At 54.6% G+C, this 14,092-nt stretch carries 15 protein-coding genes and 1 tRNA gene; 3 read left to right on the top strand and 13 right to left on the bottom strand.

The genetic code is table 11. The annotated features are described in order from the left end of the window. Positions 1–10: 10 nt before the first annotated feature. The 6 genes from hpf to ACN0YD_RS09575 all read right to left on the bottom strand — a co-directional run bounded on the left by hpf (position 11) and on the right by ACN0YD_RS09575 (position 5,325). Positions 11–580 (bottom strand): ribosome hibernation-promoting factor, HPF/YfiA family, encoded by a 570-nt coding sequence (gene hpf / locus ACN0YD_RS09600; RefSeq protein ID WP_417319206.1) that lies wholly within the window; start codon positions 578–580, stop codon positions 11–13. 211 nt (positions 581–791) lie between these two features. Next, positions 792–2,330 carry an RNA polymerase factor sigma-54 gene (gene rpoN / locus ACN0YD_RS09595; RefSeq protein ID WP_417319204.1) on the bottom strand — a complete coding sequence of 513 codons (1,539 nt, stop codon included), beginning with the start codon at positions 2,328–2,330 and terminating at the stop codon, positions 792–794. A gap of 15 nt (positions 2,331–2,345) precedes the next feature. After that, on the bottom strand, positions 2,346–3,107 hold the full coding sequence (gene lptB, locus ACN0YD_RS09590; protein WP_417320201.1) for an LPS export ABC transporter ATP-binding protein: 762 nt from the start codon (positions 3,105–3,107) through the stop codon (positions 2,346–2,348). Positions 3,108–3,266: 159 nt separating this feature from the next. After that, positions 3,267–3,821, bottom strand: coding sequence for an LptA/OstA family protein (locus tag ACN0YD_RS09585; protein WP_417319203.1), 555 nt, complete (start codon positions 3,819–3,821; stop codon positions 3,267–3,269). 18 nt (positions 3,822–3,839) lie between these two features. Next, positions 3,840–4,568 carry an LPS export ABC transporter periplasmic protein LptC gene (lptC, locus tag ACN0YD_RS09580; RefSeq protein ID WP_417319201.1) on the bottom strand — a complete coding sequence of 243 codons (729 nt, stop codon included), beginning with the start codon at positions 4,566–4,568 and terminating at the stop codon, positions 3,840–3,842. A gap of 142 nt (positions 4,569–4,710) precedes the next feature. Further along, a complete protein-coding gene (locus ACN0YD_RS09575) occupies positions 4,711–5,325 on the bottom strand; it encodes a ribonuclease D (RefSeq protein ID WP_417319199.1) in 615 nt (204 codons plus the stop codon). Positions 5,326–5,424: 99 nt separating this feature from the next. Between ACN0YD_RS09575 and def the strand changes: the two genes are divergently transcribed. Then, positions 5,425–5,940, top strand: a complete 516-nt coding sequence (gene def / locus ACN0YD_RS09570) for a peptide deformylase (RefSeq protein ID WP_417319197.1) — start codon at positions 5,425–5,427, stop codon at positions 5,938–5,940. Between the two features lie 11 nt (positions 5,941–5,951). On the opposite strand, the gene ACN0YD_RS09565 is transcribed toward def, so the two are convergent. Genes ACN0YD_RS09565 through ACN0YD_RS09550 form a run of 4 tightly spaced genes read right to left on the bottom strand, consistent with a single transcriptional unit; the run spans position 5,952 to position 9,859 of the window. Further along, positions 5,952–6,755: a DUF5694 domain-containing protein gene (locus tag ACN0YD_RS09565; RefSeq protein ID WP_417319195.1), complete on the bottom strand. Its 804-nt coding sequence runs from the start codon at positions 6,753–6,755 to the stop codon at positions 5,952–5,954. Positions 6,756–6,782: 27 nt separating this feature from the next. Continuing rightward, complete coding sequence (locus tag ACN0YD_RS09560; protein WP_417319193.1) at positions 6,783–8,162, bottom strand: dicarboxylate/amino acid:cation symporter; 1,380 nt, start codon at positions 8,160–8,162, stop codon at positions 6,783–6,785. A gap of 3 nt (positions 8,163–8,165) precedes the next feature. Beyond that, positions 8,166–9,236 carry a magnesium/cobalt transporter CorA gene (gene corA, locus ACN0YD_RS09555; protein WP_417319191.1) on the bottom strand — a complete coding sequence of 357 codons (1,071 nt, stop codon included), beginning with the start codon at positions 9,234–9,236 and terminating at the stop codon, positions 8,166–8,168. A gap of 53 nt (positions 9,237–9,289) precedes the next feature. Continuing rightward, entirely contained in the window at positions 9,290–9,859 is a 570-nt protein-coding gene (locus tag ACN0YD_RS09550) for a hypothetical protein (RefSeq protein ID WP_417319189.1), read from the bottom strand. A gap of 151 nt (positions 9,860–10,010) precedes the next feature. Between ACN0YD_RS09550 and tmpT the strand changes: the two genes are divergently transcribed. Continuing rightward, positions 10,011–10,643 carry a thiopurine S-methyltransferase gene (gene tmpT, locus ACN0YD_RS09545; protein WP_417319187.1) on the top strand — a complete coding sequence of 211 codons (633 nt, stop codon included), beginning with the start codon at positions 10,011–10,013 and terminating at the stop codon, positions 10,641–10,643. 11 nt (positions 10,644–10,654) lie between these two features. Here tmpT and ACN0YD_RS09540 read toward each other — a convergent pair whose 3' ends face one another. Continuing rightward, a complete protein-coding gene (locus ACN0YD_RS09540) occupies positions 10,655–11,503 on the bottom strand; it encodes a hypothetical protein (protein ID WP_417319185.1) in 849 nt (282 codons plus the stop codon). Positions 11,504–11,638: 135 nt separating this feature from the next. Further along, positions 11,639–11,725: transfer RNA gene (locus ACN0YD_RS09535), tRNA-Leu, on the bottom strand. Between the two features lie 184 nt (positions 11,726–11,909). Between ACN0YD_RS09535 and ACN0YD_RS09530 the strand changes: the two genes are divergently transcribed. Then, the gene (locus ACN0YD_RS09530) at positions 11,910–12,857 is read left to right on the top strand and encodes a complex I NDUFA9 subunit family protein (RefSeq protein WP_417319183.1); all 948 of its coding nucleotides are present in this window, start codon (positions 11,910–11,912) and stop codon (positions 12,855–12,857) included. A 63-nt stretch (positions 12,858–12,920) separates the two neighbouring features. Here the strand turns inward: ACN0YD_RS09530 and galE are convergent, their stop codons facing one another. Next, positions 12,921–13,937 carry a UDP-glucose 4-epimerase GalE gene (gene galE / locus ACN0YD_RS09525; RefSeq protein WP_417319181.1) on the bottom strand — a complete coding sequence of 339 codons (1,017 nt, stop codon included), beginning with the start codon at positions 13,935–13,937 and terminating at the stop codon, positions 12,921–12,923. Positions 13,938–14,092: the final 155 nt, after the last annotated feature.

Below are 14,092 nucleotides of genomic sequence, written 5' to 3'. Positions count from 1 at the left end.
CTTCTTGTTGTTATTCCTCTTTTGGGTCGATCCAGCCGATGTTTCCATCGGCCCGGCGATAGACCACATTCATACGCCCGTGTCCCGAATTACGGAACATGAGCGTTTGAAGGTTTCCGAGATCAAGCCTCATGACCGCTTCGCTGACCGTGACTTCCGGAATATAGGTTTCCGTCTCTGCCACGATCGCGGGCTGGGCGTCTTCAATCTCTTCTTCACCTTCGTCTTCGGCTGCCAGTACATTGTACTGGGCCGGGATCATTGACTGGCCGTTGGCGCGCTGACTATGATGATTGGTCAGGCGCCGTTTATATCTGCGCAATCTTTTCTCCATGCGGTCTGCAGCGGAGTCAAAGGCGGCATAGATATCGGTTGCGTCACCGTGGGTCTGCAGGTCCACACCATGTCCAAGGTGTACATGGCAGTCTGCCCGAAAGAGATGTGCATCCTTCGAAAAGGTCACGGTGCCTTCAATGGGTTGATCGAAATATTTATTGACGCTTCCGTCAAGGTTGGCTTCCACGTGACTGCGGAGTGCATCGCCAATATCGATCTGTTTCCCTGTAACAACGATTCTCATGCTTTTCTCAGATCCTTCTCAGACAGCATATTGGAAAGTGCCTTGCGAAATATATCAGTTCAAGGCCGCGGAAGTTAGAGTTAACTTGGTACTTTGTCAAGTTTTGACCCTGCTTCCCCCGGAATGAGCAACAAAAAAACAATTTCGTCCCTTCCGGGTCACATTTTTCGGTACAGAAAATGCCGTCTGTCTAATTTTCTGTCCCGATAGTCTACAAAGCGGAATTCTTCATCCGGCGCCTCTGAATGGAAGAGGGAATATTCAGGGCTTCACGGTACTTTGCGACTGTTCTTCTCGCGATATCAATGCCTTCTCCTTTGAGAAGTTCCACAAGTTTGTCATCTGAAAGTATTTTCTTCGGACTTTCTGCATCAATCAGGGACTTAATGGCGTGCTTTACCGCCTCTGCGGAATGTACATCGCCTTCCTCCATGGAAGAAATTGCCGTAGTAAAGAAATATTTCATTTCAAATATACCGCGATTGGTGGCGATATATTTATTGGCCGTGACCCGACTCACGGTGCTTTCATGCATGTCGATGGCCTCAGCGATTGTTTTCAGGTTCAGCGGGCGCAGATATTTGATTCCTTTTTCAAAGAATACACTCTGCTGGCGTACGAGCTCGCTTGATACTTTGAGAATGGTTCTGGCACGCTGGTCCAGTGCCTTGACCAGCCAGTTTGCTGACGCCATGCATTCGGCCAGATATTCCTTTTCTTCCCTGTTGCGCGCCTGTTTTCTGACAACGGTGTGATATCTGTTGTTGAGCAGGACGCGGGGCAGGGTGTCATTGTTCAGTTCCACAAACCATTCCCCCTTGGGGCTTTTTCGCACGAACACATCCGGGATAACGGTTTGGACCACTTCGCCGCCGAAAAGGGTGCCGGGCTTGGGATTCAGGGCCTGGATCTCCTCGATCATGTCCCTGAGGTCTTCCGTATCAATCTGGCACAGGCGCTTGAGGGTGTTGAAGTCCCTTTTGGCCAATAGCTCCAGATTGTCAAGCAAGGCTTCCATGGCCGGGTCAAGCCGGTCCAGTTCACGTTGCTGGATTTTCAGGCATTCGGAAAGGTTGCGGGCAAAAACCCCGATAGGGTCAAAGGTCTGGGCAATGGCCAGGACCCGTTCGATTTCCTCGTTGCAGCAGGCAAACCGCTCGGCGATCGTCTCGACTTCCTCGTTCAGGTAACCAGATTCATCCAGCATGCCAATCAGATATTGCAGGATCAGTTTGTCATTGGGGGGAAGAATAATCATGTTGAGCTGATCTTCCAGATGATCACGCAGTGTCGCGCTTTCACCAAGCCGCTGTTCAAGGGAAAAATCCATATCCTCGAAACTTCCACCTGATGTCATTCCGCCGCCGCTGACGCTCAGGCTGTCGCCATGGCTGATCAGGGGCTCGTCAGAGGGGGTGTCATTGTTGAAGACATTCTCATAGTCCGTGTCCAGCGGGGCATCGGAATCGCCGTTTTGCGCGTTGTCCCGGGACAGATATTCATCAGAGCTTGCAACGCTGTCGGCGTCGGTTCCGTTTATTTCCTGCTCACCCGGTTCGTTTTCGCCCTTTGTTGGGGCTTGCTCGCCGGACTCACCAATTTCGAGAAGGGGATTTTTTTCGACCTCGTCTATCACAAAGTCTACCAATTCCATGTTGGAATATTGCAGAAGGCGAATGGCCTGCTGCAACTGGGGTGTCATCACCAGCGACTGCGATTGTTTAAGCTCTAAACGTGGCGTTAAAGCCATATGTTCTACCCTACCTTACAGACTGAATCTGTCTCCCAAATATACACGACGAACATCTTCGTTGGCGACAATTTCTTGCGGTGTCCCCGTCATCAACACGTTACCGTCATGGATGATGTAGGCCCGGTCGATGATGTCCAGTGTTTCCCTTACATTATGATCCGTGATCAGCACGCCGATACCCCTGTCTTTCAGGTGTGAGACCAGATCACGAATATCGGCAATGGCGATCGGATCAATTCCGGCAAATGGTTCATCCAGCAGCATGAAACTGGGACGGGTCGCCAGGGCCCGCGCGATTTCCGCCCGACGGCGTTCGCCGCCTGACAGGGCAAGGGCAGGGGACTGGCGGATATGCTGGATGGAAAATTCACTCAGCAGTTCCTCCAGCATTTCAAGTCTCTTGCTTTCATTGGGCTCGGAAATTTCCAGAACCGACCAGATATTTTCCTCTACCGTCATACCCCGGAAGATGGAAGCTTCCTGCGGCAGATAGCCGATGCCCAGCCGGGCGCGGCGATACATGGGCATACGGGTTATGTCATGGCCATCAAGAAGGATGCGGCCGGCATCGGGCTCGATCAGGCCGGTGATGGTATAGAAGCAGGTGGTCTTGCCGGCGCCGTTGGGGCCGAGAAGGCCGACCACTTCGCCCTTGTGCACTTCAAGGCTGACGCCGCGCAGGACGATCTTCTTGCGGTACTTTTTTTCAATACAGTCAATAACCAGCCCTTCCTGAAGAAGAGTGGCCGGTGCAACTGTGGACTGTCCGGACATAGGCGTAATATTCTGATCCATACTCATTATGTACCCCACAAGGGATTAACAAAGGGTTTTTTGAAGCTGCTTCCACCCCTTAAGATATAGGAAATTTACCATAAAAATTAAATACAGGGAGGCAATTTTGTTTTCTGGCGCTTTTCGGGCGGCCCGGGCCTACTTGTCCGGCACGGTAAACTGGCCTTTGACCCGGTCCTTTGCATCTTGTCCTTCAATGCTGATCACGCCGGTATCCAGGTTCAGGCGCAGCTTTTTGCCCCTGAGTTCACCGTCTTCGGTTTTCAGGACCACCCGGTCGCCAAGGGTGATAATACCCTCACTAAGGTCATAGACCGCCCAGCTGCTGGTAATTTCCTCGGTCGGGGATTTGACGGTCACATTGCCCGAGGCGTCAAGGCGGGTGATCGAAGAGGAAAGTTCCTTCTTTTCGCCGGCTTCGTAGTAGACATTGATCCGATCGGAGGTCATGGTCATGTCGGCCTGGATAACTTTAACATTGCCGACAAAAACGGCGATATTTTCCTTCTGGCGCACCTCGAGCTTGTCCGCGCTGATATCCACAGGTTCCTTCACGTTGTGCTCCTTGAGTGCCGAAACCTGGGCGAGAGCCGGCTGGGCAGAGAGCATCAGCAGCAGGGCAAAAGAGATCGCCGTCAGTGTCCCGGCAAGGGCAGGGCCGTTATGTCGAAGGGAGGAAAGATTGATCATCATTTTACCTGAATTGCCTGATTAATTGTTGTTTCCCTTGTCCTGCCGGGAAAAGTCCGGCGTTTCAAGAGGTTTCTGCGGGTCGATGTGCATTTTCACGTCGCCTTCCAGAAAGACGGTTTCCTCGTCCACATTGACCTGGAAGTTACGGGCTGTGAAGGACCCGAAGGGCGCCGATCCCGTAACGCCGTCATGGCCGCTGGCCAGTTTGTCATTGATCCGGAATTCAGCCTGATGGGCGGTGATGCTGAAACCGGTATCCGATTGTATGCGGACTTCGTCGTCCAGTGTCATGACCTGGTCAGAGACATCAAGAATGCCTGATCTGGCTTCTACTGTCATCCGGTCTCCGGTTTTCAGATACATGTCCGCCAAAAGATTACGGAAATTATAATCCTTGGCCTCGTTGGTTTCCCGGAAAGCGCTTTCCGCTGATATCCTGACCGGGTTGTTATAGCGGTCCTTGCCCTCGTAACGGGGTTTGATCAGCCTGGCGGTTTCATCGCGCTTCTCCAGCCTGTCGATGGCCAGGGTGAAGCTGCCCTCCTTGGTGCTGAAGACCGGCCACAGGACCAGGGCGACCAGAAAAAGAACGGTGATCACGGGGAAGGAGCGTTTCAGGACAGTGATCAGCTTGACCTGTTTCTGGCTTTCCTCAAAGCTCTCGCTGCTTTTCGGAATCAGCTTTTCCAGGTGGTCGGCATGGCTTTCACCATGTAATTCGCTGTGTATGTCCTTTTTTTCACTCATATCGCGCCCGTGGCCCCGGCCGTAACCGCCGGAGAGACTGTAGTGTATGGCATTCTGCACTGATTGACATGGTATCCGTCAGGAAGATGGCAGAAAAAGGGATCGGGGAAAAGATTTTTTGCCTCAGGTCCACTGCTTTTTATCAACTGTGATCAAATATGTCCGTATCATCCCAGCCGGCCAGATCAAGATCGGCACGGGTCGGCAGGAACTCAAAGCAGTCCCGGGCAAGTTCCCGGCGTCCGGCCCGCTCCAGCATCACGTCCAGCCGGTTCATCAGCCGGTGCAGATAAAGCACATCCGAAGCGGCATATTCCTGCTGCGCCTGGCTCAGTTCGTCGGCGCCCCAGTTGGAGCTCTGCTGCTGCTTGGAAATTTCCACCTGCAGCAATTCCCGGCACAGATCCTTGAGGCCATGCCGGTCCGTGTAGGTGCGCACCAGCTTGGAGGCGATTTTAGTGCAATATAGCGGTCTGACATTGATGCCGAGATAGTGTTTCAGCACGGCGATATCAAAGCGCGCATAGTGGAAAATTTTCACATGACCGGGATTTTCCAGAAGTTTTTTCAGATTGGGGGCGCTGGTCTGATCCTGGGCAATCTGCACCAGGACGGCACTGCCGTCGCCACCGGACAGCTGAACCAGGCACAACCGGTCCCGGTGTGGTTTCAGGCCGAGGGTTTCTGTATCGACCGCCACCGGTCCGGAAAACTTGATGTCGTCGGGAAGATCCCCATGGTACAATTTTACAGTCATGAATTTTCCAATTCCTCTGGTATAGCTTTGCTATAGTTTATACCGGTTTTGAAGTATCGCTGGCAACCTTTTAGCAATTAAAGAAAAAAGAAGTTCTTAATGCCTCAATTGAAACTGATTTTTGCCCCTGATCCCGTCTTTCGCCAAACCGCAGTAGCGGTGGAAAAGGTCGATGATGATATACGCGCCCTTCTTAAGGCCATGTTCGAGGTGCTCTATGCAGAGCGCGGTGTGGGGATTGGCGCCAATATGGTGGGGCTGCTCAAACGCCTGATCGTCATCGATCTGCAGGAGGGCGGGGAGAAGAGACCGTTCGCCATGGTCAATCCGGTGATCATCGAGAAGTCGGAAGAGACACAGACCTTCGAGGAAGGCTCACTCAGCTATCCCGGTATTTCGGCCGAGGTCACCCGGCCGAAGAAAATTACCGTGAACTATCTGGACGAAGAGGGGGCGGAACAGACCCTTGCTGCCGAAGGCTGGCTCGCCACGGTGATCCAGCATGAGGTGGATTACCTCGACGGTGTGGTCTATCTCGACTACCTGTCGCAGATGAAACGCAACATGCTGCTCAAGAAGATGAAGAAATACAAAAAATCAGGCGGCATCGCCTGACAGCACTTCTCCTAGAAGTAGGGGGTCACATCAACTGCTTCCAGGCGAGTGTCAATGGCCAGTAAATCCCTGAGGATTGCCGTATGCCCCTGGCCGCCAAGGACGAATATTCTGGCGCCCGGTTCAGCGAGTTTCTGGATATTGGCATACATGCGGAAATTCCGGTGCCACCAGCTTGCCGCAGCATCCGCGCCGGAAAAGCTCTCCCCGGCGCCCACAGCGTTGGTCAGCAGGTAAAGATCCTTGTTCATGCGGTCCAGTTCCGGCTCATTCATCTTGAGCAGTAACTCCTTCAGGCTCAATGTCTTGTGAAACCGGTCAAAATCCGCGGTTATTTGCTGAATGAAGCTGTTGAATGCGGCCTGTGTTTCCGGCGCCTTTTCCGGCATTTCCTTCATCAGCAATTCCGGGTTCCAGTGCACGGTCTGCTCGTCAAATCCGTAAACCCGGTCAAGCCCGGCTGTTTTGGCCAGGCGAAAGCCGACCTGCTGGTTTTCATTGACGCTTAAGCCTGCCTTGCCGGCCAGATATCGGGCGAGCTTGTCATTCATCTCCCCATCCCGGTCAGCGGTATATTCAAGCAGGATATGGGTCGGTTTGAAGGCGGCGAGCCGGGCCGCCAATTGTTCCAGATAGGCCTGATTTTCCGCTTCCAGGACATTGATCTGCTTGTTTTTGACCATATCCCGGCCCGGGTTGGAGAAATGAAAGGTGCCCATGATCATGATCCGGGCAGGTTCAGGTGTGGTTTCTTCGGCTCCGACAGGCAGGGCCAGAACCAAAAGTCCCAGAATGATGAGAAATGGTTTATGCATAACGATCCCCTTTATATTTGTTGTTTATTAACTTAGTGGTTTGTCATCCACCGGCACCGTCGCCTCCTGAAGCACCGCCGCCTTAACGTCCCCTTCCTCCGGGATAAGACGGTTCAGCGTAATGCTGGCGGCGATATCGCCGGTCACATTGACCGAGGTCCGGCACATGTCCAAAATCCTGTCCACGCCCATGATCAGGGCGATGCCCGCCGTGGGAATGCCGACGCTTTCCAGAATGGTGGCGAGGATGACGATACCAACCCCGGGGGTGCCGGGCGAGCCGATGGAGGCGCTGGTCGCCATCACCACCACCAGGATCATGCCGGAAATGCCGATATCCACCTGGAAGACCTGGGCCAGAAACAGGGTCGCGACTCCCTGATAGAGCGCCGTGCCGCCCATGTTAATGGTGGTGCCGAGCGGAATCACAAAACGGGCGATGCCGCTCCGGACCCCCAGCTTTTTCTCGGCGGTGGAGAGCGTCAGCGGCATGACAGCGGCGGAGCTGGAGGTAGAGAGCGCCAGCAGCATCACTTCACGGGTTTCCTTGAGGAAGGTGAGCGGGCCGATCCGGCCCATGACCATGACAATCAGCAGGTAAACCAGCAACAACAGCAACAGCCCGATCAGCACCGTAGCCACATAGACTGTGGCGGCAAGCAGGGTGCTGACCCCGACCCGGGCGGCGATACTGGCGAGCAATCCAAAGACCGCATAGGGCACGAATTTCAGTACCCAGCCGACAATGACCATGCAGACGGTCTGCACGGATTCCAGCAGTTCCAGGATCGGGCGGCGCTGCCCCGGGGCCATGGCCAGCATGGCGACCCCGATGATGATGGCGCTGATCACCGTCTGCAGCATATTGCCGCTGACAAAGGTTGCGAGCGGATCTTTCGGGAACAGGCTGGTCAGCAGGTCCGGGATTTCCTTGACCGCGGGCAGGCCATTGGCGACGCCGCCCCCGGTCTCAACGGGCGCAGTTTGCGGAATGATCGACTGCAGCAGGGCGCTGTCGATATAGGCGCCGGGCTTGATGATCAGGGCTGCACCAAGCCCGATCACTACGGCAATGATGGTGGTGACCAGGAAAAACAGGATGGTGCTGAGGCCGAGCCGGCCGATATCTTCAGTGGCTTCCCCGGCGGCGATGCCGCGAATGACCGAGGCCACGATCAGCGGGATGATGATGAACTGGATGCCGAGCAAAAAGACTTTGCCGGGCAGGGCGACCCAGCTCGCGATCATTTCGGAAAGATCGGGCTTTACATAGCCGCTGGTGGGACCGATCAGGATGCCGAAGGCCACACCAAGGATCATGGCCAGGATCACCTGCAGCCACAGCCGGCCGGTGATCAGGCTTCTGAGATTATAGCGCAGGTTAATCAGGGAACGTTCAAGGGTCATGGATCAGAGCCAGTTTTTCCGTTTGAAATAATAAAGCATCAGGCCAACCACAATTCCCATCAGTCCGAGGGCAAAGGGATAACCCCAGATCCAGTCCAGTTCCGGCATGTTCCAGGGACTGGCCTTGGTATTAAAGTTCATGCCATAGACGCCGGCGATAAAGGTAATGGGGATGAAAATGGTGGCAATCACCGTCAGCACCTTCATTACCTCGTTCATGCTGTTGCTGACGCTGGAGAGATAGAGGTCCACCAGGTCCATGGTCATATCGCGGTAGGTCTCGGTCACATCAACCAGCTGGATACAGTGGTCGTAAACGTCGCGAAGATAGATTTTGGTATCATCAGTGACCAGGTCCAGGTCACTGCGCAGCAGGGCGTTCACAAGTTCCCGTTCCGGCCAGATGATGCGCTTGAGGGCCAGCAGCTCGCGCTTCAGCCTGTGGGCGGCCTCAAGATGTTCACGGCGGGGCTTGTCCATAAGCTGTTCTTCGAGATCATCAATCTTCTCGCTGTAGCGTTCCAGCACCGGATAGAGCTCATCGACAGCCTGGTCGAGCAGCGCATAGGCAAGATAGTCAGCTCCGCATTTACGAATGCGGTTTTTACCGGTGCGCAGGCGCTGCCGGACCGGCTCAAAAACATCGCCGTCCATTTCCTGAAAAGTAATGACCAGGTCCTGGGCGATAAACATGCTGACCTGTTCCGCCTGCTCGGGGGATTCTTTTTTGATCATTTTGAAGACGGCAAACAGATGGTCGTCATATTGTTCCATCTTTGGCCGTTGCCCCAGATTGAGCAGGTCTTCCAGCGCCAGGGCATGCAGGCCGAAATGCTCACCGATTGTGCGGATCAGCTCCAGGTCATGCAGGCCGTTGATATTGAGCCAGGTGACATGGCCCGGGGTGCGGCAATTAAAACAGTCTTCAATCCGCTCCAGGGGGATTTCCTCGAAGTCATCCTCGTTATAGCGGATCACCTCGACGGTGATATTCTCCACTCGTTTCCTGTCCGGCGCCTTGAGTGTTCCGGGCGCTGTGCCGGGCTGGTCGTGATGTCGCTTGAGTCTCAGCATGGATGCTCCCCGTAAAGTCTCTCCCCAAAAGTCTATAAGCCGGGATTATGGCTTCACCAGCTTCCGCTGTCTATACCAAGCTGGGCGATCAGTTCGTAATAACCGAAAATCACCAGGACGAAAAAGGCCAGCATGATCAGCTCATGCTTGAAGGCGTGGCTGTGGAAAAATTCCCGTTCGTGATGGTGGATCACATCCATCAGCTCGTCGCCGATGCGGATCGACAGGAAGGTGCCGAGGCAGGAAAGTACAATCACCCCCCAATAGGGCCAGGGATGGATCAGGATGTGATGCAGCAACCTGGTGAGCAGGGTGGTGTCGAAACTTTCCGGACTGAAGCGGAGGCAATAGAGATTGAGGCCGATGGCGACGACCCAGACCACGATTTCCGACGTCAGCATGCGGATGCCGAACAGCAGCCTGAGTGGAAAATCCAGCAAAAACCCGCCGTCGGCGATCGGCGAACAGAGCACAAAGAAGCTCCAGGTCAAAAGCGCCGCCATGCCGCCGTGCCTGAGGCCATATTCATGGCCCAGGTAACCCACATAAGCGACCAGGATGACAAGCAGCAGGATGAACTTGACCAGGGCCTGCTTTTTCGGGGCGATCGATTTGAACAGCATGGGCGGAGAGTAGCAGAGGAGTCTAGGCAGGAAAAGGCCCGACCAGACCAAAATGCGATCCAAAGGTTACTTTATCTCTTGATCTCGGGTAGACTTGAACCTTAATCCTGTCTTTTACACCAACAACTCTCACAATTTCAAGGAGCCCTCAATGGACCCGAAATTCTGGCATGACAAATGGGAACAGCTGGACATCGCTTTTCACCAGGATGCGGCGCATGTGATGCTGGCCGCCCATTTCGACAGGCTGGCCCTTGCCAGGGGCAGCCGGGTGTTTGTGCCGCTCTGCGGTAAGTCGCTGGATATGGCCTGGCTTCTGGGGCAGGGTTACCGCGTCGTCGGGGCGGAGCTGAGCGAAATCGCGGTCCGGCAATTTTTCGAGGGACTGGACGTCACGCCCGCCATCTCGGAGGTCGGGGACCTGATCCTCTATAGCGCCGAGGGTATCGATATCTTCGTTGGCGATATTTTTGATCTTACGTCCGGGCTGCTGGGGCAGGTGGACGCCATCTATGACCGGGCGGCGCTTGTGGCCCTGCCGAAGGAGATGCGACAGAAATATTCGGCACACCTGCGGAGCATTACCAACACAGCCCCGCAGTTTCTGATCGTCTTTGTCTATGATCAGAGTTTGCAGGATGGCCCGCCCTTTTCATTGAGTGACGAGGAAGTCGCGCAACATTACGGCAAGACTTATGAGATAGAGCTTTTAGAGAGCACTGACGTGCCCGGTGGCCTTAAGGGGCTATGCCCGGCTGTGGAGAACGCCTGGCTGCTGAAGTAAAGAAAGATCTTTCAGGCGAGAATATTAACGGCTGCAGCGACAGTGGCAGTACTCAGGGAATTGCCCTGTGAAATCTCGTTCAGGGTTTTTTCCACGTCCCGCAGGGCCTTTTCGCCCTCCCTGATCTCCCGGTTGTCGTCCTTTTTGCTTTCGTTTTTTAGCTGTTTTTTGGCCTTTTCAAGCAGCTGTTTCAGGTCCCGGGCCAGTTCCCTGACCTCGCGGATGAATTTCCGATCCTCTTCATCCTTTGCCGCTTTCTTTTGCATTTCAGCAATTTTTTCTTCGGCATTCTGACGCATCGCGGCGAGGGGATCTTCAAGGGCGTCTTCAGCTTCTTTGGCGCTGGTCGCGTCGTCTTTGGTTCCGGCTTCCGTTTCGGACGATAATTGTTCGGCCTCCTTGGCGGTGCTTTCCGTTTCCCCTGCCGAAGTTTCCGCTGAACCTTCCGCGCCAGCCCGTTCCCCTTGCGGCAGGTCGGAGGAAGAAACACTCATGCCCGTATCGGGTGTGCCACCGGCAGCGGCATAATCCTTGACCGCCTGTTTCAATTCCCGGGCGAGGCGGGCAGCCTGCCTGGCCACGGCTTCGGGATTGGTGGCGGCCATCATCTTCAGGTTTTTGATCAGTTCCTTGAGCCGGGCGATTTTCTCCCGGGCCCGGGCCTTGCGTTGCGCTGCCAGTTCGCTGTCAGACTTGCGGGAGGCCTGCAGTTGAGCCAGAGCCGACTTCATCTCGCCCAGTTTCCTGTTTTGGGTCTCTTCAGCGTTGGTGCGGGCGGAGGGGGCGGACGTGTGCCGTTTCTGTCCCGTCCGGGACAGGGCGTATGTGTTTCCCTGTGCTGTAACCGTATTGATGGTCATGGGGTCCGCTCCCGTATTTTTCCAAAGCGTATCATATAAGAGGTTAACCGGTGTATAATAATTTACAACTTGAAGTAACATGACGTCACGACGGCAGGAAAACTGCGGTAATTTTGATTATTTTCGGGAAGGGAATGGTGCCCAGAAGAGGACTCGAACCTCCACGTCTATACAGACACTAGCACCTGAAGCTAGCGCGTCTACCAATTCCGCCATCTGGGCACGGTTGGTGTGTGCAGTTGGTTACGACTTGAGAAAAAGAAAGTCAAGGGCAATATGAAAAATTTAAATTCCACTTTACGCCGGGTCCGGTTAAAGTCTAAAAGACTTTCTTGGATTTATACGGAAAAGCCCCGCTTTGACAGGGGGCGGACCGGCTTTGAAAAAGACTATTCCGGAGACCGATATGGCTGATCGTCTTGTTACTATTTTCGGGGGTGGCGGATTCGTAGGCACCACCCTGGTCCAGCATCTGGCGAAATCCGGCGTTCGCGTCCGGGTGGCCGTGCGTCATCCCAACAGCGCCATGCATGTCAAGCCCCTGGGCGACGTGGGGCAGGTTCAGGTGGTTCAGGCCAATGTGCGTGATGAAAAATCCGTTCGGGCCGCCATCAGGGGATCCGACGCCGTAGTCAACCTGGTGGGTATTCTCAGCCAGTCCGGCAAGCAGAAATTCAACACAGTCCAGGCCATCGGCGCGGCCATTATCGCCAAGTATTCGGCTGAAGAAGGTGTGAAAAAACTGGTGCATATGTCTGCGCTCGGCGCCGATGCCGAGTCCGACAGCGTCTATGCCAGCAGCAAGGCCAAGGGCGAGGAAGCGGTGAAGCATTATTTCCCGTCCGCCACCATTCTGCGCCCGAGCGTGATTTTCGGCCCCGGTGACGACTTCTTCAATCGCTTCGCCGCCATGGCCAGCCGCCTGCCGGTGATGCCGGTCTTTTTCGGCGGGACCAAATTCCAGCCGGTCTATGTGGGCGATGTGGCCAATGTGATTGTCCGGGCGCTTGGCGATGATGCGCTCTGCGGCACTGTCCTGGAACTGGGCGGGCCGAAGACATATAGCATGCGGGAAATTATCGAGCTCACCTGCCGGGAAACCATGAATGATGTTCCGCTTGTCGACCTGCCGTCCCCTGTGGCCTTGACCATGGCCTTCTTCCTCGGCATGCTGCCTGGGGCACCAGTCACCATTGACCAGGTCAGATTGCTGCAGAAGGATAATGTGGTGAGCAAGGGGGCAAAGGGACTCGAAAGCCTTGGTATGACAGGCACCCCGGTGGAAGCCGTGCTCCCATCCTATATGGAGCACTGGCGTCCCAAGGGCCAGTTTGCCGATCAGATCGAGGGCTGATCCTCAGAATTCAGAAGAAAGAAAAAGCGGCTTCCGGGCCGCTTTTTTTATGTGTAGCCGCCTTTATTTATAACCGTTTGGGTTTTTTGACTGCCAGTTCCAGGCGTCCCGGACCATGTCGTCCAGCGTCTTTTCCGCCTGCCAGCTCATCTCCTGCCGGGCGAGGGCAGGGTCCGCATAACATTCCGCAATATCGCCTTCGCGCCTGTTGGTGAATTTATGGGGGATTTTGACCCCGTTGACACGCTCAAAGGCCAGCACCATGTCCAGCACGCTGTAACCGGTGCCGGTGCCGAGATTATAGGTCACGAGCCCCGGGTTTTGCATGAGCCGGTCCAATGCCTTCAGATGGCCTTTGGCCAGATCGACGACATGGATGAAATCCCGGACTCCTGTGCCGTCCTTGGTCGGGTAATCATTGCCGAAGATGGACAGTTCCTTGAGCTTGCCGACCGCCACCTGGGTGATATAGGGCATCAGGTTGTTTGGTATGTCGTTGGGGTCTTCGCCGATAAGGCCGCTTTCATGGGCGCCTACCGGATTGAAGTAGCGCAACCGGGCGATATTCCAGCCGTTATCTGCCCGGTGGAAATCTTCCAGGATCTGCTCAATCATCAGTTTCGAGGTGCCGTAGGGATTGGTGGTGCCGCCGGTGGGGAAATCTTCGCGGATCGGGACACTGGCCGGATCGCCGTAAACGGTGGCGGAGGAACTGAACACCAGGGTCTTGACCCCGGCGTGCTGCATGGCCTGGCACAGGGTGACGGTGCCGCCGACATTATTCTCATAATACTCCAGCGGCTTTTCAACGGATTCCCCGACCGCTTTCAGCCCGGCAAAGTGAATGACGGCGTCAAAATCATTTTCGGCGAATAACTTGTCGAGCCCCTCCCGGTCCCGGATGTCCAGTTCGTGGAAGTCAACGGTGTTACGGCCGGTGATATTCTGTACCCGGCGCAGGGATTCAGGGGATGAGTTGCAGAGGTTGTCGATGACGGTGACTTCATGACCTGCCAGAAGCAGTTCAAGAACCGTATGGCTTCCGATATAGCCGGTTCCGCCGGTGACCAGAATTTTCATCCATTCCTCTTTCAGATCAGTCTGTTACAGCCGCTGTATCATTTCTGAAACATATAGAGCCTAAAGATTACAGAGACATTAATCCAGTGCCTTTCGCACAATAATAACGGGGTGGGAAATTGTTCAGAGCGCTCTTAATCCTTATTGTTTTTTCT

This window comes from Emcibacter sp., from assembly GCF_048269205.1.
Lineage (GTDB): Bacteria > Pseudomonadota > Alphaproteobacteria > Sphingomonadales > Emcibacteraceae > Emcibacter.
The sequence above is the reverse complement of the archived record's forward strand: the minus strand, read 5'-3'. Positions and strand labels throughout refer to the sequence as shown.

Bases quoted from the DNA above. Each gene is read 5' to 3' on its own strand.
- lptC (WP_417319201.1), bottom strand. From the start codon at position 4,568: ATGAGTGAAAAAAAGGACATACACAGCGAATTACATGGTGAAAGCCAT.
- ACN0YD_RS09530 (WP_417319183.1), top strand. From the start codon at position 11,910: ATGGCTGATCGTCTTGTTACTATTTTCGGGGGTGGCGGATTCGTAGGC.
- ACN0YD_RS09565 (WP_417319195.1), bottom strand. From the start codon at position 6,755: ATGCATAAACCATTTCTCATCATTCTGGGACTTTTGGTTCTGGCCCTG.
- hpf (WP_417319206.1), bottom strand. From the start codon at position 580: ATGAGAATCGTTGTTACAGGGAAACAGATCGATATTGGCGATGCACTC.
- rpoN (WP_417319204.1), bottom strand. From the start codon at position 2,330: ATGGCTTTAACGCCACGTTTAGAGCTTAAACAATCGCAGTCGCTGGTG.
- lptB (WP_417320201.1), bottom strand. From the start codon at position 3,107: ATGTCCGGACAGTCCACAGTTGCACCGGCCACTCTTCTTCAGGAAGGG.
- ACN0YD_RS09585 (WP_417319203.1), bottom strand. From the start codon at position 3,821: ATGATGATCAATCTTTCCTCCCTTCGACATAACGGCCCTGCCCTTGCC.
- ACN0YD_RS09540 (WP_417319185.1), bottom strand. From the start codon at position 11,503: ATGACCATCAATACGGTTACAGCACAGGGAAACACATACGCCCTGTCC.
- ACN0YD_RS09560 (WP_417319193.1), bottom strand. From the start codon at position 8,162: ATGACCCTTGAACGTTCCCTGATTAACCTGCGCTATAATCTCAGAAGC.
- galE (WP_417319181.1), bottom strand. From the start codon at position 13,937: ATGAAAATTCTGGTCACCGGCGGAACCGGCTATATCGGAAGCCATACG.
- corA (WP_417319191.1), bottom strand. From the start codon at position 9,236: ATGCTGAGACTCAAGCGACATCACGACCAGCCCGGCACAGCGCCCGGA.
- ACN0YD_RS09575 (WP_417319199.1), bottom strand. From the start codon at position 5,325: ATGACTGTAAAATTGTACCATGGGGATCTTCCCGACGACATCAAGTTT.
- def (WP_417319197.1), top strand. From the start codon at position 5,425: ATGCCTCAATTGAAACTGATTTTTGCCCCTGATCCCGTCTTTCGCCAA.
- ACN0YD_RS09550 (WP_417319189.1), bottom strand. From the start codon at position 9,859: ATGCTGTTCAAATCGATCGCCCCGAAAAAGCAGGCCCTGGTCAAGTTC.
- tmpT (WP_417319187.1), top strand. From the start codon at position 10,011: ATGGACCCGAAATTCTGGCATGACAAATGGGAACAGCTGGACATCGCT.